Below are 24,934 nucleotides of genomic sequence, written 5' to 3'. Positions count from 1 at the left end.
TTATGGATACAAACAATTTGGACAAGTGGTGGTACGGACTTCCGGGAAACACCAGACAGGCTATAGGAAACGATGGAATATGGGAAAAACTGGATATGCCGTCCCGTTCGGCGCTACACCGATATTCCCGGCTTAGAATTTACGGAACGGCAAAGGACAGGGATGAGGAACGCACGCTGCTCAATGAAATCGCGTGCGGACTGGGCGACCTTGCCCTTGTCCGTAAAAACGGCATCGCGTTGGAGGAAATGTGCAACGGGAACGGGGAATTTTACGATGAATACCAGGAACAGTTCAACATATTATATGACAATTACGGACACACAATAGAAAATATAAGCTGGCCGGACTGGATCGGACATACAATTCCGACAAACAGGGAACTGGGCCGATTATTGGAACATCACGGTTACAAGCGTATGGAAATCGATACCGACAGAAGAATCCCGAAAACTTTCTATGTTTTCCGTCGTGGGTTGCACATCAACGCAAGCGAGGACTTGTCTTACCACATCGTACCGCAACAGGACAGTTTCGGACTAGGGCGTTTTGCGGTATGTGCTACCAAAGACGGTGAAAGCTTCCAGCTGGGAACTGACTGTGCCCGGCTCTTTTTGAGGCGCTTCCTTGCCTTCCTGAAGGGTGAAAGAAGCGGGAAAGAGATTATAGATGAAATATGCAACAACCGACAAACTGAACGATAGTATGAAAGCAAAAGTATTCAAGTACAAGTTTGATGGAAATACCGTCGTGGCTCCTTATATGGAACTGGAGCCGTACGCGGAGAATGTATATCTCTCCCTGTCGAGAAAGAACGAATACGGGAATGAAGACGATGACTGTTTCCATGTGGTCTGCCGGATTGAAAACGTTTATTTCTCTAGCGGGCAGTATTCACGCCGGTTCCTCAAGGGAGAAGGTTGCAGAGAGGAAGCCGCCACCTATTGCAGGAACTGGATTGCGGATACGCTTCAAAGTGCGGAAAGAGGAGCCTTCGTCAATTTGATCTCCGTCCGCGTGTTCGAAGCTCTCGGACTTGACACCACCCCCCTGGTGCAAGCCCGTGAGGAATATAAAAGAATACAGGAGCAGAAACGCAGGGAGCAGAAGGAGAAAGAGGCGGAAGAGCGCAAAGTGCAGGAAGAGCAACATCAGCGGCTGCTCAATGAACAGAAACAGAAATTCCTGGACGGGGAACGGATCACGGGAGAAATGTTCCTTGAAATCACCGGAAGGGACGGTTTTGACATCCATATCAGAACCAAAGGGACATTCAACAGGCATGTGAGGGGCATTGACAGGAACGGAACCGTCAGTTTCCGGAAAATCAAGGGCTGCCGGACTCCGGACTTTACCGGATGCCATAAGGCCGTGTCCGTCTATCTGGCGTTCATAACAGAAAAAGAGGGCAAATAATTAAATCCGGGGCGGTAACGGTCTGCTCCATGCAGCTGTTACCGCTACCGGCTTCCGGCCTCACAATTCACGGTTCAGCGCCATTGCCAGCGGAAACATCAACCGGTTATAGGCTTTAAGCTTTTGCAAATTCAGTACATATCCGGCATAGGGATTGGTCAGATCGGTATAGAAGAATACATCGGTAAATCCCGCGTGTTCCTCCACGACTTCACCCTTCAACGGAATCTCCTCCACATTGCACCGCTCCAGAGGCAGTTCTTCCAGACGGGTCTGTTCCGCATTTCCCAACACATTGAGGTTACGGTTAAACAGCACGAATCCTTTCTTCCTGTAATCCACACGCATACCGTACGGACGCTCCACAAGGAAAGCATCCGCCGCTTTCTTTACATAGTTTTCCATAATCCTGAAATTAGAAATTGCAAAAATACAGCATTTGTCCGGCAATGGCGAACAAATCAGGAAGATTATCTAAGGAATCCACACAAAATCCCACAACAAAAAACAACCGTATATTTTACTTCCCACCCTGCAAAGGTAGTCCCGTGTCCTGTGTACCCGTACAAGGTCAGGCCCCTGCGGGGTTGGCTGAAAGAAAATCATCCTCGCTTCGCTGCGGTATTTTCTTTCGCCAAACCTTGCGGGTACGGCCACGGGACTGTCAGGCAGGCGAGAAATAAAAATACCGGCTCCCGGAGCCGGACGTGTTTAACAGATAAAACACCAAAGTTATGAAAATCCTGAATGAAGAACATTTCGAGAACGTAAAGCGCTATGCCGAATCCATTGGTGACACCTCACTTCAAAAGTGCTTGGAACGGTTGAAGAGTTGGGAAGGGAATTCTGACTATCCCAGTGAGATTTCACTCTACTATGACCATGCCCCATACTCGTTCGGCTTTACCCAGCATTATGCCGATGGAAGAATAGGTATCGTAGGAGGTCTGCTCTATCACGGAATACCGGACAAATCATTTGCCGTGACATTGCAGCCGTTCCACGGATGGCAGATACATACCTGAAAAACATGAAACTTGACAATGACCGAAAAGCAGACTTCAGAACAGAGAATCCGAGGTCTGCTTTTTCATTTCTTGCTGTAAAGATAGCCGTTTTCCGGGCTGATTGTGCAAGGCGGCCCCTTTCAGGGGCTGGGTTGGCTGAAAGAAAATCATCCTCGCTTCGCTGCGGTATTTTCTTTCGCCAAGCCTTGCCGCAATCCCCGGAAAACAGACTGGAAAGACATCAAGAAATAAAAATGCCTACCCATGTAGGCCGATGTTTTACTTAAAAAAGAACAGATATGGAAACACTGGATTATAACCAGCTGCTGCTTGTCTCCCTGTGGCAATACAACCACCACGGGGATGAAGGGCTGACTCCTGCACTTTTCGAGGAAACGTTCGGAAAGGTCTATGGAAGTCACTATTACGAAAAATGGACCGGCTACTTCAATCGGAATCTCTGGGACATGATTGCCTATTTCAGAAGCGAGAAGGAGAACGGACAGAAGTTCTGCGACATGGTTACCCGTCAGGTCAAATTGTATCAACAAAAACGATCTCAATATGAAGTACGGTAATTTTTATGACCTGGAAAGTCTGACTCTGCTCAACAGGCATGAAGGGTGTGCCTGCTCCATAAAGGAATGTGATGTGGAGAAGGTGAACCGGCTGATTTCAAGGATGCGGGAGGACAGGGAAAGAGTCGGTTTACCGACTGCAGGAGACGTTGTCACTTATATCACCCGTGGCGGTGACTATTATCCGCAGGCACACATTGAAAGGGGCGATGACCGGGAAGTTCATATCTGCCTTCTCCCACAGACACCTTTTTGCCATGAAAATGAAAAGTGTACCGGTTACAATACCGAAGGAGGCCCTTGGGTTACAACCGGTCCGGAATTGCTGATTCCCGATGGCATACGCAGCAAACAGTTCCGGATGTGGGGGCATACCGGAAGGCACAGGAACGGTGCCGTCCTCTTCCACACATTCGTCAGGGCATGGAAATACACGGAACCCGATCCTCTGTACGGAAAGTACACCACAAAAGAATGGACGAGATACCTTATCGAGTGTCAGCCGGATATTGAACCGGCTGATGCCTTTGTCTATCGGAATGAGGCATTCACCCTTTACTCGCGGGAAGAACTGGAACGGCTGGTCGGGATTCTGCACGGAAAGCTTTTCAACGGATTCCGTCCCGGTCTGTTCATACTCTGGGCATACCGTATGGAATGGAAGGAACTTCCCGCATGGGAATGGAACATGCTGAAAGCGGACACCCATCTCTCTTTCCTTGGCATTTCTCCCGTCAGGATACAGACTGACCATAAAAGACATATAGTAACAATCTATAAAAAATCAGAGTAATATGGTACCATACAACACACCGCAGACGATACGTCCGCTTGAGAAAATGGTCTGTGATTTCGCCTATTCGAACGGCTACGATCCGATATCCGTTTTCAACGATTTCCTGCGTTATGTCATTCACGGGTTCTCTCCCGGCGCACCGCCCCTTATGGACTGGAAATACAAACGGCAGCAGAACAGGCATTTTATGGAAATGCTTACCGGATGGATACGGCTCATGCAGCGGGAATTGCAATCCGGCGGATGGTTTGATGCGTTCGGTGACCTCTTCATGGCAATATCCTCCAAAAGCGGTCGGCAGGTGAACGGACAGTTCTTCACTCCGCCGGATATCTGCGACCTGATGGTCTTATGTACCGATTCGGGGGAGACAGCGACAGGAAAACGTATCTGTGACCCGACATGCGGAAGCGGAAGGCTGCTGCTGGCATATCATGTACGCCACCTGGGTAATTATCTGGTTGCAGAGGATGTCAGCCGTACCTGTTGCCTGATGACCGTTTGCAACATGCTCGTACATGGCTGCATAGGTGAGGTCATCCACCATGACAGCCTCTGCCCCGAAAACTTCATGGACGGCTGGATGGTAAACCATACACTGACCCAGACGGGCATTCCCTCCATTCGCCGGATGAGTGAGGAGGAATATCGGACAAGCAGGAACATGTCCGTTGACCTGCTCAGAAAGCGGAAAGAGAAATTGCGCCAAATGCAGCCTGGCAAGAAACAATTGCCATATAAACAACAGAATTTATAAACAATAAACCGAATGATTATGAAACTGAATGTTAGCAACGAATTGAAATCCCGCCTGACCCATGCGGCGGAAAACGGAAGTGTGATAGCCAAAGATATCCTTTCGGAAGTAAAAAAGAACGTACCGGTGGAAGAAGTCATACGGGGGTCCTACAATTTTTTCTCCACCAAACGCAAACGGACGGAAGCCGGCACGTTCAAGAAAATCCGGATCGTGTTCACGGCATGCAACAAAGACTTGGGCCATCCCAATTTCCCGGACCGGAACAATCCGCAGGCGCCCTGGTTTCCGGAGAACCGGACAGATCTGGAACCGTCCACGTTTATCGAGCTGTTCAAAAATCTGGGACCGTACCAGCCCGATGAAATCAACTATTTCTGCAGCGCCATCTCACTGGACAGCAAGGTCACAATCAGACTGCATGACAGTATGAACGATTTTATGGAGGCTTATCTGGAAAGCAACTATAGTCCCATATCTGACGGTAGCGAATCCAGCCTGCACAACTCCTGTATGAGATATGAAGACAAGGCCCGTAATGCAGCGGATTTCTATGCCAATTTCGCAGGAGCCAAAATACTAGTGGCAAGGGATGACAGCAGCAATGTGGTCGGACGGGCCATTGTATGGAACGAGATAACATTGTGGAAATCAATAAACACACCGATTGCCGCCTCCCTGCTGGATCGTATCTATTCCTCACACGCATTCGTCATCGAACTGATCCGCAAGCAGGCGCAGGAGGCAGGTATCCTGTTGCGACGCAGATACAACGATTATACACATACAACGGATTTCACCGTACTGAATCCCATTGAGGGGCAGGAATGGGCGGCCGGAGATAATATACAGGTTTCTTTGACGGTGAAAGTGCCCGCCTGCAGGTGGCACAAGAAAGGGGTGCCTTACCTCGACACGTTCTACAGCCTCCATCTGACGGACGGTAACCTGGAACTGAGAAATACGGAGGGCGACACGAGCATAGCCACCTGCCGGAGCACGGAAGGGTGTGCAAACAGGAAAAAATATGTATGTCCCAAATGCGGGAAGATACATATCTTCCCGGATGCGGCATTCTGCAAGAACTGTCAGGATATGTACTATGTATCTACCGTATTCGGGAAAGTCCTGAAAGGATTATCAGTGGAATATAAAGGAAAGAAATATCCGTCTTTTCTCTTTCGTAAAGGGCGTCCCGTACCGGAATTCAGACGATACCTGCAAATCGAAAAATTGTTCATTTCCTAAAATATCATTATCATGGAAAAACTAATGGCTCTTTACGGCATTTCTTCCCCCTCTGGCAGAGAGGGGAAGATGGCTAAATTCATCATAGAGGAACTCAAAAAGATGGAGATTCCTTTCCGGCAAGACAGGTACGGAAACATCTATGCGGTCAAAGGCAACCGGGAAAGCTACCCCTGTGTCGTGGCGCACATGGATGAGGTACACCGGCGCAAAACAGGCTCTTATGCAGCCCATCTTGTGGCGGACTCGATGATTGTCGGCTATGATCACAAGCGTAAACGGATGACCGGAATCGGTGCGGATGACAAGAACGGCATCTGGATCTGCCTGAAATGCCTGGAGGATTGCAAGACGGTGAAATGTGCCTTCTTCGTACAGGAGGAGGTGGGATGCATAGGCAGCAGCCATGCCGATATGCCCTTCTTTTCCGATTGCCGTTTCGTGATTCAGTGTGACCGGAAAGGGAACGGGGATATGGTAACACAAATCAATGGGATGAAGCTCTGCTCCAACGAGTTCATTTCAGCTATAGATTTCCGGAAGTACGGCTACAAGCCGGCACAGGGACTGAATACAGATGTGGCGGCTTTGAAAAGAAACGGTCTGGAAGTATCCTGTATCAATCTTTCCTGTGGATATTACGAACCTCATACGGACAACGAATATACCGTCGTGGCTGATCTTTGCAAGTGTTACCGCTTTGTCCGGCATATCATCTGCTGCCACAAGGGAACCAGCATGCATATACCGGAAGCAGAAAAAAAAACTTTCCCCGGATATTATGAACTGTTCGGGCTGACCGGATATAGCGAAGAGGATTATATCCGTTTGTCAGAAGAAACATACATGGGACATGCTAAAACAACCAAGACAAGTTCTAAGAATAAATTCTGATTCATCAACATTAAAAACATAGTATTATGGAAACAACAGTAATGCCGGCAACTGCATCGGTACAGAAACAGCAGGGCCTCAACCAGGTAGTCATTAACAAGGTACAGCGGATGATAGAAGGCAGGCAAGGCGGTGTCATGGACACCATCAACCGTCTGCTCAGTGAGGGACGGATCGCGCAGGATTTCATCGCTCCCATCGGGGTAAGCCAACGTAGCAAGGAACGCCCCGTTATCTCTTTCAAAGCGGAAGGAAGGGTACAGATGGCAATGCCCGAAGGGAACTTCAACCTGCACGGCAACGCCATAAGCCAGATTTCGGAGAAGATGGGCATTCCCGCCAAATACCTGCGCGAGCTTTCCGCCGGGGATGTTTGGCAGAAACAGTTGTGCGCCACCATCCTGAACGAGCATTCGGGATGGACCGAGCGTACACGGGTACTGATACGGGCGGTAGGAATGGAAGTCCGGGGCGTATTGTCGGACTCCTACCGTCGGCTGAACTCGGTGGATATCCTGACCGCTTTCATCCGTGAGGCGGGAGGACAGGGAGCGGTCGTGTCCGATGCCTATATGAACGACACGAAAGTATGGTGTGAGACAATCCTGCCCACTCCGATAGAGATACCCACCCGTAAGAACGGAACGGTCATCATCTTCGCAGGAGCACGCTTCTCCACATCCGACTATGGCAACGGATCGGTCGATATGCGGTCGTTCCTGCTCAACGGGGCGTGCCTGAACGGGATGGTCAGGGAGTCCATCATGCGGCAGATACACCTTGGAGGCCGACTGCCGGAATCCCTGTCCCTCTCCCAAAAGACCTACGAACTGGACACGCAGACCACCGTATCGGCTGTTTCCGACCTGACCAAAGGACTGTACAGCAAAGATACCATCATGCAGAAGGCCATCGAAATTCAAGGAGCATCGGAAATAGACGTGGATTTCGACAAGGAGCTGAAAAATCTGGTGCAGAAAGGAGCCTTGTTGAAAAACGAGGGACGTGAGGTCGAGAAACTGCTGATGAACAACAATCCTGACGACGGAGTTACAGGCGGGGCCACGCTATGGAAACTGACACAGGGAATCACCGCCTTTGCAAGGGAACAGCAGCCGGAACGCTGTCGGGAACTGCATGAAATTTCGGGACAGCTGATGAACCGGGTAAAAATAAATTAAGAGAATAACAACCGAATTGTATGACAAGGGCGGCCGTGAGTCGCCCGTAAAGCAGAAGAACAATGGAAAATAATATAGTGTGCAGCAGATGCGGATCGGCCAATGTCAGGTGTGAGGCAATGGTAAACCCCAACACAAAAGGGTTCGACCACTTCACGGACGAAGCTTTTTATTACGGGTGGTGCGAAAACTGCGGATTGGGAGTTGCCCTGACCGACAAGGAGGAAGTCCGGAACGAAATTTTGGAGAAATACCACAGGTTCAAGAAAGAGAATGCTTGTGAGCCACATTACGCGAATTGCCGGATTGTCCAAAGGGACAGCGGTCAGGTCAAGGATGTAAGAATTATGCTTTCACCGGACACCGGTATGGCCGATGATGGTATTTTCTTTTACTGCCACACATTGGAAAGGCTTATTGGGCTGTCCGTTCCCGGCAGGGAAAGTTTCACCCTTACGGAATGTTTCGGTTTTGCCTTGCTGACAGACAGGGAAAAGATGGAACGGCAGGTATTTAAACATGAAGCGGACGGAAAGCCCGTTATCGTAACAGGCAGGGAAGTGCTGCTTTTCTATGGGGAACACTATGGTATAAGACCGGAAGAATTGAAGCAATACGCAACGGAGTATTGCTGCCATATCAAACATTACAGGGAATATGGATATCCGTTGCTGGACAGGTCCCTCATGAAAAAAATGCTGGAGGAAGAGGAACGGATTACAAAAGGGGAAACACGGTCATTCACTCTGCGGATACACTTTCCTTGGCATGTGAAAATCACAAAAGAGGATAATCCTGAATATGCCCCATACAGATATGCCTTGAATGCCTATTGCCTGGACAATCCGCAATGTTTTAACCGCAGATACACCACTTTGGAGAAAGCCTTGCTCCATTGTCTGAATGGATTCAATGAAAATGCCGCAATCAAAGGCCGGTATCGTTCAATAGGGGAATACTTGCTGCAAAAGTAAGAACAGCAGACAAATACATCTTAAAAAACAGAAACGTCACAAGGTGATGTATATCACATCATACCTGTGGCGTTTCCGTTTTAGCCACTTCCCGGTTCTTGATTCTGCCCGCTTTGGGAATATGCATCTAATATGGCAATTGGAGTCATTTCCTTATTTAATTGAAAAATAGGCAATTGCTATTCCCAATATAATGGCAGCTATAATACTCCCCAATGCTATAAAGAGATAGTTGGGATAATGAAACTCAAGGTCCATATAAGGTATATGTTTTCGTTTTACATATTTACTCCATAGCCCAATAACATATTTACCTATACTTTCCAGTCCTACAATATCAATCATTATTATTGTCTTTTGAATATTCATTCTATGGTTCGTTTTAGAAATAAACTGCCATTTATAGTTTTCCGTTGCTCTTAGAGGTCTTTTGTCAGTCTGAATAACGCATATCCTATTATGATAAATAATATTCCTGCAATAATGCCAACTATCCAGAATAGTTTTATTGGATATTGAAATATAATATCTTCATATTTTATCTTTTTTTTCTGTGTATGATTATGCCAAATCCAAACTAAGAATTTCCCAACGTGATAATATATACCAGGCGCACTCATTATTACTTATTGTTTTTGTTATTTAATGTATCTGTTGAAGTTTTATACCAATTAAAATGTTCTTCCGAGGTATCATTCCAAAAGTTGAAAGTTTCTATCATGTCAATAAATGACACACCTTCTTCACTCATTTTGAAACGTTGTTTAGCCTGTTGAAACATTTTTCCAGCCTCTTTTTGCCATCCTTGTCCTTTTGGCTTATAAAGATTTTGTTTATACATTGAAGATTTGACATAAGCATTATAACCATTAAGACCACTATTTATTTTACTGCAAGGTCCTAAAATTCTTAGTGCTCCTCCAATGAATGCTGTGGGCGCAAAGTCCATGAATGCTTGTGCCCTTTCTTGTGGTGTTTGAGAAAAACCGCCAAGTGTATGTCCTGTAATCCAAATTACAGGGGCATTAACCCCATCATAAAAGAATTTTGTGAATAACCTTAGCCCTTCTCCTAGAATGTTTGAAGAAGGAGAGTTTATATCCATCTCAAAAGCTGCCAATCCTCTCAATTCTTTTATTTCACCATGGTAAACCTGTCTTGGTATATCTATAATCCTTCTTTCCGTTATGTCAATTATTAATAACCTTTGTCCTATGGATATAGAATACTCACTTGACAGGTCATTCCATCTTTTTAATTCTTCAACGGTAACATCAAACATTTCTGCAATATATGCTAAGGTATCTCCTTCACACACTACATATCTTGCGCATCCATTTTTGCTAAATAGCCCTCTGAGGCTTTTTTTTATCATTTCCTTTGAGGTATCAATGCATTGGATTTGAACAATGTTAGGTATGCATATTTGGAATGGCAATATATTGTCATTCATATCTATGACTGTTCTATCTGTATCCTCGTAATAATCCTGATATTGCACAAAAGCATACCCTTCTCCTATTACAAATCCAGTATACGGAATTCCTTTTGTTTTATAATCCAGAAAATCTTCTCTGCTTATAAAAATATTATTGTATTGGCTCATAGATGGATATAATTAAAATTATGGTGTATTTTTTTACTATATCGTTAAATTCTACGTTTTGTATTTAGTCCATATTCTCTCTACACTAACATTTTAACAGCAAACTCTAATACATATTAAACATATCCCTGTTTTTAATCTTTCCTTTATTTTTTTCAATATATATTCCGCAATTAGAATATTGTTCTCCATTAAGAACGTATGATGTAATATAATTCTCCCACATTTTCCCTACAAGTCTTTTTTCTGTTTTTTGCTCGGTTATTCTATATACGATAGTATCATTAACCGTTATTAACCAATCAAACATAACAGATAAAGAGTCGGAACTTTCATATCCATAGAATCGTTCCCTTACTCTAAATTCCGTTAAAGGAATTTCATGTACAAGAGATGAAAAGTCTGTGTCTTTTTTAAATTCATATAAATGTATATCGTTTATTTCATACTCTTCAAACCCTATAGTAGAAATAACAGTTCTAATCTTATATGAATCAACAGATGAAGGGTGATTATATGGACTGTTAATTGTGTAACAGAAAAATACAAATAATAAAATCAATATACAATAAGGTATTAAAAAAACAGGTTTTAGTGAATTTATTTTAAGAGTAAAAAGTACGACAACTTTGAATATTGTAATTGTAGAATATATTAATAAAGCAATGAAAAAGAATATACAAATAATTGACATTGTCATATCATTGTAAGAGTATTTCTCTTGCAGCATAGGAAACAACAAACAAAAACTTATAACCATCAAGAGTATTCCTATTACCTTTTGAGTAATACTTAAGACTGGTATTATTTTATTTATAATATCCCGTATTCTATTTACCGGCAACATATCCATAGTATCCCGCTTCAAAATTATCAATATCAATGGTACATTCCATTACTTTACCCCAAGTAAACATTTTAATGATAACATGATTCTCTTTTTGTTGAATTTCCTCAACACAAACCCAGTGATTAGGACATATAGAGGTTATATCTTCATCAAATATCACTGTTTCTGCGTGAATAAGCACACAAACAGAGTATCCTTCATCTAATTTATTTTGCAAATCTGATATAATATCTTTGGCATTACCATTTTTTAGTACTTGAAATAAGGCCGTTGTATCAATTATACTGTTAAAATTCAAAACATCTTTCATCAAACCTGAAATGATATGAGGGAAAGAAATTCCAGTACAGCCTTCCAGTGTTTCTTCTATTTTGCTATCATCTTTTCGAGTATCGTAGTCCCATAATATATTTTTAAAATCCCTGATTGTTGCCAAAAACAGATAGTCTGCAAATTCTAAAGAACCTACTTTTTTATTTTGAGGTTTAAGTTCTACTAAATGTTCATCATTATCAATTTCAACTTTATATCCCGTTTGGTCAATAAGGGCAATTCCTTTCTTATGCATATTGGTTATAAAGTTATTATATCCAGTACTATTGCTTTTTGCAAAGATATAAGCAATTGAGGCTATTCCACATAAAGAAGTACTTTGCTGATTTATAAGATAAGGAAATGATATTCGTTTATTTATATTTCTTTCAACTTCTTTTTTATCTAAATATCTAAACCGGTAATGTATCCAAACTTTTAATACTCCTTCATTACATTGCTCCTGTATGTAAGCGTAAAAAGTCACGAAGCATCCTAATATATTAAAATCATCTACTTTAAAGTCCACCTTTTTCCCTCTTGGCTTCCATGTAGATAAAACTGTAATATTTCCACCATTATCAGTATAATGACATTCCCATCTAACATCATTACTTTTAGGAATGCCATATATAAAATCAAGAACTTCTAAAGAATATGTTTTGTTATAAACTAATCCTTTTTGGGTTAGATTAAAAGTGCCATCATTTGTAGAACCTTCATCTAAGTCAGAAATCATTATTGTTTTCACTTTCGGTTTCTTTTGTAAATTAGCACTTCCTTTGACTCCTTCAGTTCTGGATGTAATAACAATATTACCCATATTTAATTCATTTTGAATTTATCAATGATAATTATTCCTTCTTTATTTATTTTACCTGAATACCGAACTGTAGATAATTCGGAATCTTTATCTTCAAAAGAAAGTTCAACAAGTTTTCCTACAACAGGATTATCCACTTTTATATAAAGAGTTACAGGCTTTTCTACATTCAAACAACGCTGTTTCATACCATTTTCATCAATCCAATATGCATCTATTATATAAATAGTTTGATTATCATAATTAATTTTTACAACAGATTGAAAACTCTCTTCCTCCTTATATTCCTCCCACCAGAATCCGTCTGTCGTATCCATCCTTCTATCCAGTCTAATGGTTCTATTGATATCCAGTCTTGTTGGAGATATAAGAAAACGGGTAAGCATAGGACTACTTTCTGTCGCATTCATAATTTCATCATAACAATAAAGATATGCTTCATCAAAAGCAAGTTCACGAAACATCATGTCATCTATGCTATGCAGTATCTTCCCCCAAACCGGAAAATGTTCTGCATGAGAAAAGAAAGCGGGACGCTGCCGGTCCGTATCAACAAGCATCATATCCAAAATACAATTGCTGCCATTAGATTCCATTTCTATATATATGTTTCCTCCTAACACTCCTGTTACAGGTCTTCCTTTACGGTCTATATTACGGGAAAAACAGTATTTATACTTTAGTAGATTGCATTTGTAGCCATTTATTTCCAATATTATTTCTGAATTCATGACGACTTGTTTTATGCATTTGACATTACATCTCAAACTTAGCAAAAAATCAAGAAAGACAATGTTCACAGAGCATTTTTTATGCACCATATGCTCAATAACACATTTTATGTCTTTCGGTTACATTAAAATACAACACCAGTTCAGGATGTAACATGCCGGACAAATAAAAAAGGTTCGGTCGTCTCGTAACAACCAAACCTTTATCAGCAAGCAATCTACGGAATATAGAACAGTTCAAACTCCTCTTTTCTTCTTCTCTCTATGCTTGGAATGACTTTCCCCCGATAACAGCGGAACGATACATATTCCTTGTAAATATCCCGGTTGCCGCTGTCCAGTTTCTGAATCAGTTTGCTTTTAGGTATCTTGCCGTTTCCGATCAGACGGTAACAGCCTACATTAAAGCCTAACAGACTTAAAAGAAGCGAGTCTTTCCCATATTTTCGGAATACCTTCAAACACCGTTCAAGGTCGCATCTCAAAAGTGAGTCTGCCTGTGCCTCACTCAGGTTCTCGGTCAGCGTCTCGTGAGGAAGCAGGCGGTGTCCGTAACCGATGTAAGGCATTTTCCCCCGGTGCCAGCCTTCCCACCGCTTGATGCAGGCTACCGCCTTATCTTTGTCAGACGGGGGATTTTCCGCCTTGCCGTACAAGACAAGTAACAGAAAGATCATAACAGCCGGTATTCTTTTCATGCAGCCTCCTTGTTATTTTCTTCATCCGTATCCTTTCCATTAAAATCATATGTCAATTGTTGCAGATTCCCCCAATTATCTTCAAGATAGAGGTCTATGGTCTGGGATTCCTTGCCGCTTTGCGAAGTATAGTAAAGACGGAATTTCCATTCGTTCAGCAGATAACGGTCATTGGGCTTCAGTACCGTACCGTCCTCCATCTTCAGACTGCCCTTGCCGTCCGGCTGGAAATACCTTAGCGTATAGACGGTTCCGGCAAAGTTCCCTTCCGGCTTGATTTCCAGCCGGATTTCCACAGTCTCCCCATCGGTAATCTCATCCGCTACCGGCATGGTTTCTACCGCAAACGGGTATTCCTGTCTGATATCCAGCTCATTGTCACAAGCGACAAGACCAAGAAAGGAGAACGCCATACAGCAGGCTGTCAGCATAAAATCAAGGATTTTTCTTTTCATGGGTATGTATTCTTTTAAGGTTAGAAAATGTATTTTACTCCGATTCCATACTGGAAGTGGCAGATTCCCGAGGCACTGCCCCATACGAAACGCTCACGCAGACGCACCAGCAGGACAACCTTGTCGGACAGGTATCCTTCCGCTTCCAACGTTACCGCGCCGCCATAGATGAAAGACTCGCATTGCTGCAAAACGGCTCCGTCATCCAGCAGCCGGTCTCCTTCGTTCACGGTCTCATAGCCCAACAGGGCGGAAGCGCCGAGGTTCAGGAAGAAGGACTTGCCGGGGGTGGAAAAGAACGTATGGTAATAACCGCCTTCCCCCGTATATTGCGACAAGGGTATATGCGTACTCCGGTAAGGGATGTTACGTTTCAGCATCTCACCGCCAAACATCCACTGGTTTCCGTTCCCGGTACAGGTGGATACAGCCAGCGAGAAGGCATAGCCTGCATCGTGACGGTTTGCCTGGCTGTAAAATCCGTCAGCCATTTCAGTGGTGAAGCGGACGGCTTTCATTCCCGGCAGGCGGCGCTGGGCTTCTGCCTGCCCCGTAAAGAGGGCAAGCAGGAGGATAATAAAGAGGGAGTTCCTTTTCATGGCGTTCATCTGACTTTCAGTTCATTGACGGTTTCTGCGCGTACCAGGTCCTCATTCTCCACATCAAAGGACTGATGCCGGCCGCCTTGCTTCTCATACATTTCCACTATCAGCTTCTTGTCGTCGGGAATGGTGAACTTGGGCAGGGCAAACACCGTCCGCTCGTTCTTCTTCCCGTCCACACGGGTCACATAGTTGAAGGCACGAAGCGGATAGATGACCTGTTCCTGCATGGCGGTACGTTTCATGATTTTCTTGTCCACGATCTTGAAGGTCACGAAGTCCACGTCGAAAGGCACGTTCGTGGCGTTCTTCACTTCGGTATGGAAATAGATCAGTTCGCCGTGCGCATAAAGTCCTTTAAGCAGATATTGCACTCCGAACCGTTTGCAGCCGATGTGCTTGACCTTGCGTTTGTTCTGTTCATACACGGATTTCATGATCAGCCGTACCAGACGGGGAGACTCCCCGGCGAGTTCCTGCAAGTAGATTTCCATCGCATTGTTCGGACGGTTCACGGCCTCTCCGTCATGGATGAAGTCGCACATTTCCACATTCAGCAGCAAAGGCTCGTCGGCATACTTGACGTTGAATGTATAGAAGTTACCGTCTTCGGTAATTACGCTCATGTTTGTCTCGCTCCGAAAATGTTTCCGGGTTGCCTTCACACGGATCACATTTTCCGCACCGTCCGCCTTGCCCGCTATCAGATTGGGCGAACCCAGGTCCACATATCTCACGGGAGAGGGAAAAATAATATGTACGGTCTTGTCATATGTGATTTCCAGACCGTGCGGGGGAATCATCCGGCTGAATCCGATCTTGCGGCTCAGTCCTTCATAATAATCCCCGCTGCTCTGCTGCGCGTATGCAGCCACTGTGCCCGCAATCAGGGCAAGCATCATCAGAATCTTCTTCATGTGTGTTTCTTGGTTGATTGGTGAATAAATGGTTGATTTCCTTTCCTCCTTCATTTTTCAGGAGAATGCAGCAACAGCCGGTGCCCGGCCTTCAGGGTGATTTTCACCGTGCGCATCTTCTTGCCCACATATTGTGACACACCCCGTATCACCCCCTTGCCCACATCCGAGGCAATCTGCGCTCCGGCATCCGTTGAGATATTGATGCTGCTTCCTATAGAGGTGCCCATGCCGGCGGCAATCTCACGTGCGGCATCATACTCCATCGAGTTCGGTACAAGGATTCCCTGCTGCCCGTCAGCGTCATACACTTCGAGTTCCACCGGGAACAGCGTGCCCCTGTACTCCACTGTCTCGATCAGGATCCCCATCCGTTCCCCCTCGACACGTGTGCCGCCGACCAGTACCGTACCTTTTGGAATAAGGAGATCGTCCACTGCCATCGGCTCCAGCAGGCGGATACGCAGTGCCTGTCCGTCAGATACGGTCTGCGTGCCATGCACACAGGCGGCGATGGTGTTCCTGCCGGAAGATGGCATTTTGCCTACCGGGGTGTGGAAGCCGGTATTTCTCTCGCCTGCATATCCGGAAGCAATGTCTTCATTGCCTGCAGGCTGGGCGAGTGATGACACCATCCGGTTCTGTACCCGTTTTACAGGCCGGACAGCCGTCCGTTCTTTCCGGCTGTTTGGGGCATTGGCCGTAGAGGAAGCATCAGGCTCTTTCCCGTTGTAGCGGGCAGCCAGCTCATAGGACTTTTCCAGCAGAGCCATCTTTTCTTCCAGAGTCTGGCCTTCCGCCTGTTCTTCCGCCGGCTTCCTTTCTTTTTCCAGATCCTCAATACGGCGGAGCAGATCGGCATTTGGCTGATTTTCATTCCGGGTATATACAGTGCCCAGCGAACGGTTCATATTCCGGTAGGCTTCTGCAGAGGAACGGATGGAGCCGGGGGCTTTCCCCTTTTCCGGTTCCGGCGGAAGTTCCATGTTTGCTTTTCCTGCGGTAAGACCGGCAGTATCCTGACCGTCCTTGTTGAGCAGTTCGGACATTTCCTGGAAGGTTCCCCTGCGCCATTTTTCCTTTTTTGCCAGTGCTTCCTGCTCGTAGGCGCTTACCTTGTTGCCCTCCATTTCCGAATCTTCCGGTGAAGGCATCTCCACGTTGAAACCCTTGCCTTTTTCCATTTCCGCCTTCTCCTTTTCCGACGGGCTGAATACCAGCAGGAGGAACCCCATGCACAGCAGGCAGAAAAACGGATAGACAATATACTTTGCGCGCCGGCGCTTCTCTTCGGGAGTCAGCGGCTTGTCATTTGACACTCCGAGCCGTTCCCTGATTTTCTGAAAGTCCATTTTCATGTTTATGGATGTTTGAATGAATGTTTCTTGTTCTTTCCGGCCGGAACACGACGGAACGGATATGTCCCATTGCCGGTCTTTGGCCCGGCTCCCCGAAACGGGATACACAGGAGAGAATCGAGTACAGGCAGGAGGCAGCAAGCAGGAACGAGGCCGTGCCTGCCAGAAGGATGCGCTGCTTTCCTGTCAGCCGCCGGCAGAACAGCCGTACCCGGCTGTCCGCATGGCCGAAGAATCCGCGTTTTCCCCTCATCGTTCCGCACTTCTTATGTCCTTATTCTCCAGCACGGTAAACTGCTCGATAATGAATCCGTTGGGATTGTCATCCGAACGTCCTGTGTTCTGAAGCGAGCAGGAAGTTACGAGGCTGCGCTCGGTCACGTTGCTTTCACGGATAATCAGCTGCCGGGCGTATGTCCGCACCTTGTAAGGGTAGGCGGCAAAGTCGCACACCACGCTGTCCACATGCACCACCTGGTTGATGTTGCCTGAAATCAGGCGGTTGTAATACCCTCTTTCGGCAAAATCCACATAGTAGTGATAGGCACTCTTGTCTGCCAGTTGCAGGGCACGGTTGATATTGTGCTCGATGGCATCCTTCTGGGGTGAGAGCGAGAAAAACAGTTCGTGAAAGCGCCTTACATGTTCCCGCGCCTCGGCAGGCCTGTTCTGTGAGAGGTCCTGCGAAAGGGCCATCATCAGCGATTTGCCCCCGTCAAGCACATAGATTTTCTCGCGTTGCTTCTCGGCAAAGCGGTATGAGCTCCACAGCGCATATCCGGTAACGAGCGCACAGCAGCAGGCAAAGACCGCCAGCATCAGGCGGATGCGCTTGAAGCTGCTCTCAATGTTTGTCAATGACTTGAATTCCATTTTTTTTGATGTCTGGTTTGAATGAATAAATATTTCCGGTATGAAGGGACATCCCGTTCCGACAGGTCACCGGACCCGTCATCTTGGGTTGCCCGACTCATGGGAAGGAGGCTCCGCAGGGTTTATTTGCCCCTCAGCCTGCCTCCGATATTCCCCAATACGGCACCGCCTGCTCCGGCTGCAAGACCGCCTGTCTTGGTGGCCGTACGGTTCAGGTTACGGCTGAAGTTTCCGGCACCGCCTGCCTGCACTATCCAGCCTGCTACCGTAGGCACGGTGAAGTATCCGATAATCCCGATCAGCATAAAGATGATATAGACACTATTCGAGTTGTCTATCGAGTAGTCCGGATTGTTCTGCAGTTCCTGAATGTCATTCTGAAGCATCAGTACCTGAAGCTTGGCAAGCAGGGTGCTGAACAGGTCGCTGACCGGAAGCCACAGGTAAACGGAAATATATCTCGTGAACCACTGTCCGAGCGTGGACTGGAATCCGTCCCATACACTGAAGGCGAACGCTACCGGTCCCAGTATCGAGAGTACGACCAGGAAAAAAGTCCTCACGGTGTCTATCAGCAGCGATGCCGCTGCGAATATCAGCTCCAGCAGGCTGCGGAATGCGTCCCGGATTTTCTTTTCCAGATTATACATCCCGACTTCCACATACATGCCCAGCCGGGAGGCGGTATCTATGGTTGACCAGCCCAGTTCATCCAGCTGACGGTCAAACTCCTCGTCACTTACCAGATATGCTGTTTCGGGATTGCGGAGCATGGCCTCCTTTTCCAGTTCCTCCTTTTGGATCCGGTACTGTTCCATATCCATCGTCTGCCCTTCGAGCATCTTGTGTGTGCCCTGCACGATGGGACTGAGAATATTGTTCAGCGTGCCGAGCACCAGCGTGGGAAAGAGCAGGATGCAGATGCCTATGGCAAAGGGACGCAGCAGGGGATAGACATCTATCGGTTCGGCACGTGCCATCGACTGCCATACACGGACGGCAACGTAGAACAACGCACCCAGTCCGGCAAGTCCCTTGCCCACGTCCATCATGTCCTCGCAAAGGGGAAGCATCTCGTCATACAGGGTTGCCAGTATGGTGTGCAGGTTGGCAAAATCTATCGACAACGGCATCATGGCTACCAGTATTTGGAGGTTTCATTCCCATAGAGCCGCATCACACGTTCCAGGTCGTTCTTCTTTCTGGCCCTGAGGTAGCTTACGGCTATGTTCTTGTTCGTATAATAGCTCACAAGGTTGCGGTAACGGCGCATCTCGTAATAGCAGTTGTCCACCACGTCCATACGGTCCTTGTCGGTCATGGACAGGGTACTGACATTGATAACCTGTTTCAGGTCCTGCAACACGCCGTTGCTCTCTTCCAGCAGGCGGGTGTAACCGAAGGCGATGGCGTCCAGTTCGCGCGGTGAGAAGTTTTCATCGTTCATCATCTTGCCGAAGTTGGTTACATAGATGTCGGACACGTCGCCCACCATCAGGATGATGTCACGCACCTTGCGGGCATCCTGTATCAGGTTGTTGACCGATTTCAGCTGGTCGTAATATTTCTTGGCCTGCTCATAGATCTTTACTGTCTCGGCAAAGCTTTCTGCCGTATTGACTGCCGTCTTTGAGGTATGGGCGATATTGTCCGACATGTTTATGATGCTTTGGGCCAGATTGCCGGGATCTGTCACCACCCATTGGGCGCGTGCTCCGGTAACGCCCAGTACAAATGCCGTTCCGATCAGAAGCGTTCTTGCCTTCATGCCCGTTCCTCCTTCCTTACATAGTCTCCGCCCGGTGAGAATGTCAGCACGTCGGCTGCCTCATTGTAGGACACATCGACACGGTAGCCCGTATTAACAAACAGGTTTCCGTTTTCTTCCACCAGCAGGTAAGTCTGCGGCTTCAGCTTTCGGGTTCTCCCGCTACGGGAAAACACCGTCACCTTATAGCATTCTCCTTCCTTGTATACCAGTACGTCAGGTCTGCCTTCCACGCTGGTCCACGTTCCGCAGATCTTGTCGCGGTCGATACCGCTTTCCGAACAGCTCTGCAATATCATGGCGGCCATGCTTATCAGACATACCGCCAGCCTCATAAGGGGTCTGTTTCTCATAATCGTTTTCATTTCGGGTTTGATACCTGTTTCTGTTCCTCTCGCTTTTTCTCCGCCAGACGGCGGATGGCTCCCTCCAGACTGCCCTCCGGCCCTCCGGCAATCCGTTGTACTTCCAGTTTCTCCGACTCCTCGGTCGTGAACGTGAAGTATTCTTCCTCGCTCACTTCCGTGGCATATACTGCCGAGCAGGTTCCTCCAAGCCCTATCCATACCTCCCGGTAGAAGCGTCCGGGATGGTTCGCCTGGTTGATGGAAAGAATCTGCCCTTTCTCTTTCTCGGTCAGACCGAGCAGCCGCTGGATGTGCTCGAACTTGTTCATGTATTTCCGCTGGTCAAGCAGGATCTTGCAGTCAGAGTTGTTGATGATGGCCTCTTTCACAATCGGGGAGCTGATAATGTCGTCCACCTCCTGTGTCACCACCACAGCCTCGCCGAAATATTTTCTGACGGTCTTAAAAAGGTACTTGATGTATTCGCTCATATTGGCGGACATCAGGGCTTTCCAGCATTCCTCTATCAATATCATCTTACGGATACCTTTGAGCCTGCGCATCTTGGCTATGAAAGTTTCCATAATGATCAGTGTCACCACCGGAAGAAGCACTTTGTTGCTGCTGATATTGTCCAGTTCGAATACGATGAACCGTTTGCCTGTCAGGTCCAGTTCCTTGTCGGAGTTCAGCAGGAAGTCATAGTCTCCGCCTCGGTAGAACGGTTCCAGAACGTTCAAAAAACCGTCAATGTCAAAATCCTTCTCACGCACCTTTTTCTCTTCAATCATTCTTCTGTAGTCATCGGCGACAAACTCATAGAAACCGTTGAAGTCCGGTCTGATGTTCCGGTTCTCCGAAATCTTTCGGATATAGGCGTTCACTGCTCCGGAAAGAGCGACCTCCTCCGAACGTTTCGGCGACTCGTCTTCCCGTTTCCACAAGGTCAGTATCAGCGTGTTGATACTGTCACGCTTCTCCACATCGAATTTTCCGGATTCGGTGTAGAACGGGTTGAAGGATATCGGATTGTCCTCTTCATACGTGATGTAAATCCCGTCCTTCCCGTTGGTACGGTCATGGATCATCCTGCACAGCCCCTGGTAGCTGTTTCCAGTGTCCACCAGCAGGATATGCGCTCCCTGTTCATAGTATTGGCGGACAAGGTGGTTGGTGAAAAAGGATTTTCCGCTGCCCGAAGGCCCGAGGATGAACTTATTTCTGTTGGTGATGATTCCTCGCTTCATGGGCAGGTCGGAAATATCCACATGCACCGGTATCCCGTTCTGGCGGTCTGCCAGCCGGATTCCGAACGGACTGGGCGAGCTCTTGTAATTGGTCTCTCCGGCAAAGAGGCATACGGCCTGTTCCAGGAAGGTATAAAAGGATTCTTCGGATGGAAAGTCGCCTGCATTTCCGGGGATTCCCGCCCAATAGATGACCGGTGTGTCAATGGTGTTATACCTTGGCGTGCATTCCATCATGGCCAGCTGGCTGCCCGTGTCGTTCCTGATGCGGCGGAACTCTTCCGCATCCTCCGCCCAGGCGATGACGTTGCAGTGGCATCTGACGGGAAGCACTCCTTTGGTATGTGCCTCATCAAGATACATCTCCGTCCACTCCTGGTTAATGGCATTGCTCCGGCTGTATTTTGACAACGAGAGCATATTGCGCGAGTTTTTCTCCATCATCTGCAGGATTTCCTGTGCGTCGTCGATGAACACGTATTGCGAATAGATGTGGTTGCATGACAGCAGCAGTCCTACGGGTGCGGCAAAGGAGAGGCGGCAGTCGCTGCGGTCCGTGGACATCCTCTCGTAGCGCATGTCCGTGGAAAGTCTGCCGGGCAGGTCTTCCGTATCGGAAAGGGTATGCAGGCAGAGGCGTTTGTCGCCGATGCGCATCCTGCCGGGCTTGAGGCAGATGTCCTGCAATACGGCGGTCTCATCCTCCAGCGAGAGGGAAAAGTATTTTTCCACCAGTCCGGGACGTTCCTTCGTACCGGTGATTTCGTCTGTTTCCAGACGGCGAAGCCTTATATGTCCGGAATCATTCATAATACGCTCGAACTGTTCCACCGCCTCAAGAAAGCGGGCGGCAGCATCCTTGTCGGTTATCTCTTTGGGCAACAGGAATCCCCGGCAAAGGGTATTGAAGTCACTCTTCCGGCGGCTGCGTTCGCGGGTTGTCTTCGTCAGGAACAGGTAGCATTTGTGATTCAGGTAAGGTCTTTCATTGAAATGCAGCTCATAGCTGCGTGTCAGGAAGCTCTGTTCTCCGTCATCGGTCTTCGGACGGTAGGTTTCCTTGACGAACCAGTCCTGTTTGCAGACGACACTATGTTCCGGCAATACCTTCACGGCTTTGATCCAGGAGGAGTGCATGGCCTCATACTCGTCTGCCGTTACCGTGTACAGTTCGGGCAGTTCCACTTCGAAAGCCACGGTCAGGTCTGCATCCTTGCTCACGATACAGCCGTTTTCTACCGATAGCAGGGGGAACCTGCGTTCCAGCGTTTCCGCCTTTAATACATTTCTCATGATTGTTGTTTTTTTCTTCTTCTTGTGAATAATCTGAAAACTCTCTTGCGGTGAATCAGATAGCGTGGATGTCGTTTTTCAGCCAGCAGCTTCATCAGCCCGTGTTCACCGTAACGGGCATTCAAACGGAATATCACCCACACCAACAGGCTGCCGGACAGGATTCCGAAGGATAAGCATATCCATTGGTCCACCCCCGTCAGGTAAAGAAAGACTACCATAAGGAGCACCATCGCAAGCCCTCCGGCAAAGACGAACAGGTATTGCGACTTGAGTCCTTTGAACTCGACGGGGTTGCCGGCACCTTTGTTTACCGGATATTCCATAGGCTTTAGAGGAAGAAGGAACGTAAGATGGTGGCGGCTACGATCAGAAAGATACAGGCAAAGAACCAGCTGGCGGCGGTTTTCGAAGTGTCGGGATCTCCGCTGGAAAATTTGCCATAGGTCTTGATACCGCCTACCAGACCAAGCACCGCACCGATGGCATAGCATAGTTTGGTGGCGGGATCGAAATACGAGGTCATGAGGCTGGTTGCCTCGTTGATACCCGCAAGGCCCTGGCCCTGCGCAAAGGTGTTTGCGGCGATAACCGCACACATCACAGAAAAAAGGATTCTTCTTTTCATTGTCGAATCGTTTGGGTAAGACATAAATTTGAATTCGACAACAAAGATAAATGGGGATAATGCGCTATGATTCAGAGGTGTCATCAGATGTCATCAAATGTCATCAGATGTCCTCTTTAAGCATAATATTTAAACGATAATTTTGGTACAAATATGGATTGTTTAAACTATTACATAGTTTTCTGTACTTCTGTACCATTATATAATTACCATTACAAAAGCCGGCAAATTCCATAAAGTTGATTTCTTGTCAAATACGACTATTATTGATATTGAATTAAAATCATTATATTTGCATATCAAACGCAGTTTTATGGCCAATGCAAACAGGTTAAAACAGTGCATCATGTAATGTAAAGAGCACGCCTTGAATAAAGTATTTTTAAGTAATATATCTGTTTATATTCAAGAACAATCAGACAGAGAACAATCACCTTCATACTTAGTAAGTATGAACAATGAAATTATGGTGCTTAAACAAAGCGAACAAAATATAAGGTCGTAAAATAAAGCATAATGTAACAAGTGCTTACAGGCAAAATATTTAATCAGTTAGTGTATGAAGAAAAACCTTAAAGATTTATATTGCCAACGCCCTCATGTCGTAATAGTTGGAGCAGGTGCTTCAAGAGCGGTCATGGGAAAATCTTGCCCAACGATGAATGAAGCCATTGAACAGGTCGGGTTAGATGGAATCCTTAAAGGATTTATGCTAGAAACGAAAAGCAGGAATCTTGAAGATATATATAGTGAGCTGTTTAGGCGTGGTGATGAGTGTAAAAATGCACGGATAGCAATGGAAAAAAAACTTTATGAATATTTTTCAAATGTGCAGCTTCCATCCTTCTTAACCATCTACGACCTTTTAATTCTTTCGCTCACAGAAAAAGACTGCATTGTATCCTTCAACTGGGATAGTCTTCTTATCCAAGCATATAACAGAGTGGCAAAGATTACCCGGAATAGACCGGAAATTCTGTTCTTGCATGGAAATGTGGGAGCTGGTGTGTGTAAAGATTGCATGACCTTTGGTCTTATACAAAACTATTGCAGAAAGTGTGGCAAACCGTATAACGTTGTTCCTTTGCTGTATCCTGTAGAACAAAAGGATTACAACAGCGACATCTTTATCCGTGACCAATGGAACGTTGCAAAGTACTATATATCGAAAGCAGGCAAGGTAACAATCTTTGGGTATAGCGCACCTTCTTCTGATAAGGAGGCAAGTGAAATACTTAAAGCTGCGTTCTCTAAACATGATGGTGTTCACAGATTGGATGCAGTGGAGATAATAGAACGTCCCGGATTCAGCGCAAATGAAATATCAGAAACTTGGCAGTATTTCTTTTCATTGACCAATTACCATTCTGATATTGTGGATTCCTTTTATAATAGCAGTTTGGCGCAGGCACCTCGCCGTACCTTGCAATACCAATACCAGCAATATATTAAAGGATGGTGGGGACAACCAAAGATACACTTCTCAAAACAAAATACTTTTGAGTCGGTGGAAACGCTTTTAAAACCACTTCTTGTAAATGAAGAACAAGGAGATTATTCTATAATTTAAGTCAA

The 24,934-nt window shown here is 46.4% G+C and carries 30 protein-coding genes; 11 read left to right on the top strand and 19 right to left on the bottom strand.

Annotation, left to right across the window (positions count from 1 at the left end):
* The first annotated feature begins 2 nt into the window (after nucleotides 1-2).
* Complete coding sequence (locus EYA81_RS13510; RefSeq protein WP_080707123.1) at nucleotides 3-704, top strand: hypothetical protein; 702 nt, start codon at nucleotides 3-5, stop codon at nucleotides 702-704.
* Nucleotide 705: 1 nt separating this feature from the next.
* Entirely contained in the window at nucleotides 706-1,416 is a 711-nt protein-coding gene (locus EYA81_RS13505) for a hypothetical protein (RefSeq protein WP_036630517.1), read from the top strand.
* Between the two features lie 60 nt (nucleotides 1,417-1,476).
* Here EYA81_RS13505 and EYA81_RS13500 read toward each other — a convergent pair whose 3' ends face one another.
* Entirely contained in the window at nucleotides 1,477-1,821 is a 345-nt protein-coding gene (locus tag EYA81_RS13500) for a hypothetical protein (RefSeq protein ID WP_036630488.1), read from the bottom strand.
* A gap of 329 nt (nucleotides 1,822-2,150) precedes the next feature.
* Between EYA81_RS13500 and EYA81_RS13490 the strand changes: the two genes are divergently transcribed.
* From EYA81_RS13490 to EYA81_RS13450, 8 genes are all read left to right on the top strand, one after another.
* Entirely contained in the window at nucleotides 2,151-2,441 is a 291-nt protein-coding gene (locus tag EYA81_RS13490) for a DUF4120 family protein (protein ID WP_036630489.1), read from the top strand.
* A gap of 281 nt (nucleotides 2,442-2,722) precedes the next feature.
* On the top strand, nucleotides 2,723-3,001 hold the full coding sequence (locus EYA81_RS13480; protein WP_032936852.1) for a hypothetical protein: 279 nt from the start codon (nucleotides 2,723-2,725) through the stop codon (nucleotides 2,999-3,001).
* Nucleotides 2,988-3,794: a DUF4121 family protein gene (locus EYA81_RS13475; protein WP_008777971.1), complete on the top strand. Its 807-nt coding sequence runs from the start codon at nucleotides 2,988-2,990 to the stop codon at nucleotides 3,792-3,794. The genes EYA81_RS13480 and EYA81_RS13475 overlap by 14 nt, the downstream gene beginning before the upstream one ends.
* Before the next feature lies 1 nt (nucleotide 3,795).
* On the top strand, nucleotides 3,796-4,554 hold the full coding sequence (locus EYA81_RS13470; RefSeq protein WP_011964852.1) for an N-6 DNA methylase: 759 nt from the start codon (nucleotides 3,796-3,798) through the stop codon (nucleotides 4,552-4,554).
* 12 nt (nucleotides 4,555-4,566) lie between these two features.
* The gene (locus tag EYA81_RS13465) at nucleotides 4,567-5,802 is read left to right on the top strand and encodes a hypothetical protein (RefSeq protein WP_036630502.1); all 1,236 of its coding nucleotides are present in this window, start codon (nucleotides 4,567-4,569) and stop codon (nucleotides 5,800-5,802) included.
* A gap of 12 nt (nucleotides 5,803-5,814) precedes the next feature.
* Nucleotides 5,815-6,696, top strand: coding sequence for a hypothetical protein (locus EYA81_RS13460; RefSeq protein ID WP_036630505.1), 882 nt, complete (start codon nucleotides 5,815-5,817; stop codon nucleotides 6,694-6,696).
* Between the two features lie 26 nt (nucleotides 6,697-6,722).
* Nucleotides 6,723-7,877: a hypothetical protein gene (locus EYA81_RS13455; protein WP_036630507.1), complete on the top strand. Its 1,155-nt coding sequence runs from the start codon at nucleotides 6,723-6,725 to the stop codon at nucleotides 7,875-7,877.
* A gap of 119 nt (nucleotides 7,878-7,996) precedes the next feature.
* Nucleotides 7,997-8,851 (top strand): hypothetical protein, encoded by an 855-nt coding sequence (locus tag EYA81_RS13450; protein ID WP_051636104.1) that lies wholly within the window; start codon nucleotides 7,997-7,999, stop codon nucleotides 8,849-8,851.
* 153 nt (nucleotides 8,852-9,004) lie between these two features.
* Here the strand turns inward: EYA81_RS13450 and EYA81_RS13445 are convergent, their stop codons facing one another.
* The 18 genes from EYA81_RS13445 to EYA81_RS13355 form a co-directional block, all read right to left on the bottom strand.
* Complete coding sequence (locus EYA81_RS13445) at nucleotides 9,005-9,196, bottom strand: hypothetical protein (protein WP_036630520.1); 192 nt, start codon at nucleotides 9,194-9,196, stop codon at nucleotides 9,005-9,007.
* A 277-nt stretch (nucleotides 9,197-9,473) separates the two neighbouring features.
* Nucleotides 9,474-10,457 (bottom strand): LysM domain-containing protein, encoded by a 984-nt coding sequence (locus EYA81_RS13435; RefSeq protein ID WP_036630511.1) that lies wholly within the window; start codon nucleotides 10,455-10,457, stop codon nucleotides 9,474-9,476.
* A gap of 106 nt (nucleotides 10,458-10,563) precedes the next feature.
* Nucleotides 10,564-11,310, bottom strand: a complete 747-nt coding sequence (locus EYA81_RS13430; protein ID WP_036644692.1) for a hypothetical protein — start codon at nucleotides 11,308-11,310, stop codon at nucleotides 10,564-10,566.
* Nucleotides 11,288-12,442 (bottom strand): hypothetical protein, encoded by a 1,155-nt coding sequence (locus EYA81_RS13425; protein WP_036644689.1) that lies wholly within the window; start codon nucleotides 12,440-12,442, stop codon nucleotides 11,288-11,290. The genes EYA81_RS13430 and EYA81_RS13425 overlap by 23 nt, the downstream gene beginning before the upstream one ends.
* Before the next feature lie 2 nt (nucleotides 12,443-12,444).
* Complete coding sequence (gene tssD, locus EYA81_RS13420; protein ID WP_232429121.1) at nucleotides 12,445-13,173, bottom strand: type VI secretion system tube protein TssD; 729 nt, start codon at nucleotides 13,171-13,173, stop codon at nucleotides 12,445-12,447.
* A gap of 218 nt (nucleotides 13,174-13,391) precedes the next feature.
* Complete coding sequence (locus tag EYA81_RS13415) at nucleotides 13,392-13,871, bottom strand: glycoside hydrolase (RefSeq protein WP_005858664.1); 480 nt, start codon at nucleotides 13,869-13,871, stop codon at nucleotides 13,392-13,394.
* Entirely contained in the window at nucleotides 13,868-14,326 is a 459-nt protein-coding gene (locus tag EYA81_RS13410; RefSeq protein ID WP_036632159.1) for a DUF3872 domain-containing protein, read from the bottom strand. Before EYA81_RS13410 ends, EYA81_RS13415 begins: the two co-directional genes overlap by 4 nt.
* Before the next feature lie 20 nt (nucleotides 14,327-14,346).
* Nucleotides 14,347-14,934, bottom strand: coding sequence for a conjugal transfer protein TraO (locus EYA81_RS13405; protein WP_036632162.1), 588 nt, complete (start codon nucleotides 14,932-14,934; stop codon nucleotides 14,347-14,349).
* A complete protein-coding gene (gene traN / locus EYA81_RS13400; protein WP_008777983.1) occupies nucleotides 14,931-15,845 on the bottom strand; it encodes a conjugative transposon protein TraN in 915 nt (304 codons plus the stop codon). Before traN ends, EYA81_RS13405 begins: the two co-directional genes overlap by 4 nt.
* A gap of 50 nt (nucleotides 15,846-15,895) precedes the next feature.
* Nucleotides 15,896-17,203, bottom strand: a complete 1,308-nt coding sequence (traM, locus tag EYA81_RS13395) for a conjugative transposon protein TraM (protein ID WP_036644683.1) — start codon at nucleotides 17,201-17,203, stop codon at nucleotides 15,896-15,898.
* On the bottom strand, nucleotides 17,154-17,456 hold the full coding sequence (locus tag EYA81_RS13390; protein ID WP_005802644.1) for a hypothetical protein: 303 nt from the start codon (nucleotides 17,454-17,456) through the stop codon (nucleotides 17,154-17,156). The genes traM and EYA81_RS13390 overlap by 50 nt, the downstream gene beginning before the upstream one ends.
* Nucleotides 17,453-18,076 carry a conjugative transposon protein TraK gene (gene traK / locus EYA81_RS13385; protein ID WP_004288760.1) on the bottom strand — a complete coding sequence of 208 codons (624 nt, stop codon included), beginning with the start codon at nucleotides 18,074-18,076 and terminating at the stop codon, nucleotides 17,453-17,455. The genes EYA81_RS13390 and traK overlap by 4 nt, the downstream gene beginning before the upstream one ends.
* 122 nt (nucleotides 18,077-18,198) lie before the next feature.
* Nucleotides 18,199-19,212 (bottom strand): conjugative transposon protein TraJ, encoded by a 1,014-nt coding sequence (traJ, locus tag EYA81_RS13380; protein ID WP_005802642.1) that lies wholly within the window; start codon nucleotides 19,210-19,212, stop codon nucleotides 18,199-18,201.
* A gap of 2 nt (nucleotides 19,213-19,214) precedes the next feature.
* On the bottom strand, nucleotides 19,215-19,844 hold the full coding sequence (locus EYA81_RS13375; protein ID WP_004288758.1) for a DUF4141 domain-containing protein: 630 nt from the start codon (nucleotides 19,842-19,844) through the stop codon (nucleotides 19,215-19,217).
* Nucleotides 19,841-20,197 carry a DUF3876 domain-containing protein gene (locus EYA81_RS13370; RefSeq protein WP_036632189.1) on the bottom strand — a complete coding sequence of 119 codons (357 nt, stop codon included), beginning with the start codon at nucleotides 20,195-20,197 and terminating at the stop codon, nucleotides 19,841-19,843. Before EYA81_RS13370 ends, EYA81_RS13375 begins: the two co-directional genes overlap by 4 nt.
* An 8-nt stretch (nucleotides 20,198-20,205) precedes the next feature.
* Nucleotides 20,206-22,731 (bottom strand): TraG family conjugative transposon ATPase, encoded by a 2,526-nt coding sequence (locus tag EYA81_RS13365; RefSeq protein WP_036632168.1) that lies wholly within the window; start codon nucleotides 22,729-22,731, stop codon nucleotides 20,206-20,208.
* Complete coding sequence (locus EYA81_RS13360) at nucleotides 22,728-23,057, bottom strand: DUF4133 domain-containing protein (protein WP_004288754.1); 330 nt, start codon at nucleotides 23,055-23,057, stop codon at nucleotides 22,728-22,730. Before EYA81_RS13360 ends, EYA81_RS13365 begins: the two co-directional genes overlap by 4 nt.
* 5 nt (nucleotides 23,058-23,062) lie before the next feature.
* Nucleotides 23,063-23,443, bottom strand: coding sequence for a DUF4134 domain-containing protein (locus EYA81_RS13355; protein WP_007838794.1), 381 nt, complete (start codon nucleotides 23,441-23,443; stop codon nucleotides 23,063-23,065).
* A 475-nt stretch (nucleotides 23,444-23,918) separates the two neighbouring features.
* Between EYA81_RS13355 and EYA81_RS13345 the strand changes: the two genes are divergently transcribed.
* Nucleotides 23,919-24,929, top strand: coding sequence for a hypothetical protein (locus EYA81_RS13345; RefSeq protein ID WP_036632171.1), 1,011 nt, complete (start codon nucleotides 23,919-23,921; stop codon nucleotides 24,927-24,929).
* The last annotated feature ends 5 nt before the right edge of the window (nucleotides 24,930-24,934 follow it).

The sequence above is a fragment of the Bacteroides sp. A1C1 genome (genome assembly GCF_004328515.1).
Lineage (GTDB): Bacteria > Bacteroidota > Bacteroidia > Bacteroidales > Bacteroidaceae > Bacteroides > Bacteroides uniformis.
This window is presented reverse-complemented; position numbering and strand designations above follow the sequence as displayed.

What these genes read in the sequence shown, in the direction of transcription:
- EYA81_RS13510 (WP_080707123.1), top strand. Translation starts at nt 3, where the DNA reads ATGGATACAAACAATTTGGACAAGTGGTGGTACGGACTTCCGGGAAAC.
- EYA81_RS13505 (WP_036630517.1), top strand. Translation starts at nt 706, where the DNA reads ATGAAAGCAAAAGTATTCAAGTACAAGTTTGATGGAAATACCGTCGTG.
- EYA81_RS13500 (WP_036630488.1), bottom strand. Translation starts at nt 1,821, where the DNA reads ATGGAAAACTATGTAAAGAAAGCGGCGGATGCTTTCCTTGTGGAGCGT.
- EYA81_RS13490 (WP_036630489.1), top strand. Translation starts at nt 2,151, where the DNA reads ATGAAAATCCTGAATGAAGAACATTTCGAGAACGTAAAGCGCTATGCC.
- EYA81_RS13480 (WP_032936852.1), top strand. Translation starts at nt 2,723, where the DNA reads ATGGAAACACTGGATTATAACCAGCTGCTGCTTGTCTCCCTGTGGCAA.
- EYA81_RS13475 (WP_008777971.1), top strand. Translation starts at nt 2,988, where the DNA reads ATGAAGTACGGTAATTTTTATGACCTGGAAAGTCTGACTCTGCTCAAC.
- EYA81_RS13470 (WP_011964852.1), top strand. Translation starts at nt 3,796, where the DNA reads ATGGTACCATACAACACACCGCAGACGATACGTCCGCTTGAGAAAATG.
- EYA81_RS13465 (WP_036630502.1), top strand. Translation starts at nt 4,567, where the DNA reads ATGATTATGAAACTGAATGTTAGCAACGAATTGAAATCCCGCCTGACC.
- EYA81_RS13460 (WP_036630505.1), top strand. Translation starts at nt 5,815, where the DNA reads ATGGAAAAACTAATGGCTCTTTACGGCATTTCTTCCCCCTCTGGCAGA.
- EYA81_RS13455 (WP_036630507.1), top strand. Translation starts at nt 6,723, where the DNA reads ATGGAAACAACAGTAATGCCGGCAACTGCATCGGTACAGAAACAGCAG.
- EYA81_RS13450 (WP_051636104.1), top strand. Translation starts at nt 7,997, where the DNA reads ATGGTAAACCCCAACACAAAAGGGTTCGACCACTTCACGGACGAAGCT.
- EYA81_RS13445 (WP_036630520.1), bottom strand. Translation starts at nt 9,196, where the DNA reads ATGATTGATATTGTAGGACTGGAAAGTATAGGTAAATATGTTATTGGG.
- EYA81_RS13435 (WP_036630511.1), bottom strand. Translation starts at nt 10,457, where the DNA reads ATGAGCCAATACAATAATATTTTTATAAGCAGAGAAGATTTTCTGGAT.
- EYA81_RS13430 (WP_036644692.1), bottom strand. Translation starts at nt 11,310, where the DNA reads ATGGATATGTTGCCGGTAAATAGAATACGGGATATTATAAATAAAATA.
- EYA81_RS13425 (WP_036644689.1), bottom strand. Translation starts at nt 12,442, where the DNA reads ATGGGTAATATTGTTATTACATCCAGAACTGAAGGAGTCAAAGGAAGT.
- tssD (WP_232429121.1), bottom strand. Translation starts at nt 13,173, where the DNA reads ATGAATTCAGAAATAATATTGGAAATAAATGGCTACAAATGCAATCTA.
- EYA81_RS13415 (WP_005858664.1), bottom strand. Translation starts at nt 13,871, where the DNA reads ATGAAAAGAATACCGGCTGTTATGATCTTTCTGTTACTTGTCTTGTAC.
- EYA81_RS13410 (WP_036632159.1), bottom strand. Translation starts at nt 14,326, where the DNA reads ATGAAAAGAAAAATCCTTGATTTTATGCTGACAGCCTGCTGTATGGCG.
- EYA81_RS13405 (WP_036632162.1), bottom strand. Translation starts at nt 14,934, where the DNA reads ATGAACGCCATGAAAAGGAACTCCCTCTTTATTATCCTCCTGCTTGCC.
- traN (WP_008777983.1), bottom strand. Translation starts at nt 15,845, where the DNA reads ATGAAGAAGATTCTGATGATGCTTGCCCTGATTGCGGGCACAGTGGCT.
- traM (WP_036644683.1), bottom strand. Translation starts at nt 17,203, where the DNA reads ATGAAAATGGACTTTCAGAAAATCAGGGAACGGCTCGGAGTGTCAAAT.
- EYA81_RS13390 (WP_005802644.1), bottom strand. Translation starts at nt 17,456, where the DNA reads ATGAGGGGAAAACGCGGATTCTTCGGCCATGCGGACAGCCGGGTACGG.
- traK (WP_004288760.1), bottom strand. Translation starts at nt 18,076, where the DNA reads ATGGAATTCAAGTCATTGACAAACATTGAGAGCAGCTTCAAGCGCATC.
- traJ (WP_005802642.1), bottom strand. Translation starts at nt 19,212, where the DNA reads ATGATGCCGTTGTCGATAGATTTTGCCAACCTGCACACCATACTGGCA.
- EYA81_RS13375 (WP_004288758.1), bottom strand. Translation starts at nt 19,844, where the DNA reads ATGAAGGCAAGAACGCTTCTGATCGGAACGGCATTTGTACTGGGCGTT.
- EYA81_RS13370 (WP_036632189.1), bottom strand. Translation starts at nt 20,197, where the DNA reads ATGAGAAACAGACCCCTTATGAGGCTGGCGGTATGTCTGATAAGCATG.
- EYA81_RS13365 (WP_036632168.1), bottom strand. Translation starts at nt 22,731, where the DNA reads ATGAGAAATGTATTAAAGGCGGAAACGCTGGAACGCAGGTTCCCCCTG.
- EYA81_RS13360 (WP_004288754.1), bottom strand. Translation starts at nt 23,057, where the DNA reads ATGGAATATCCGGTAAACAAAGGTGCCGGCAACCCCGTCGAGTTCAAA.
- EYA81_RS13355 (WP_007838794.1), bottom strand. Translation starts at nt 23,443, where the DNA reads ATGACACCTCTGAATCATAGCGCATTATCCCCATTTATCTTTGTTGTC.
- EYA81_RS13345 (WP_036632171.1), top strand. Translation starts at nt 23,919, where the DNA reads ATGAAGAAAAACCTTAAAGATTTATATTGCCAACGCCCTCATGTCGTA.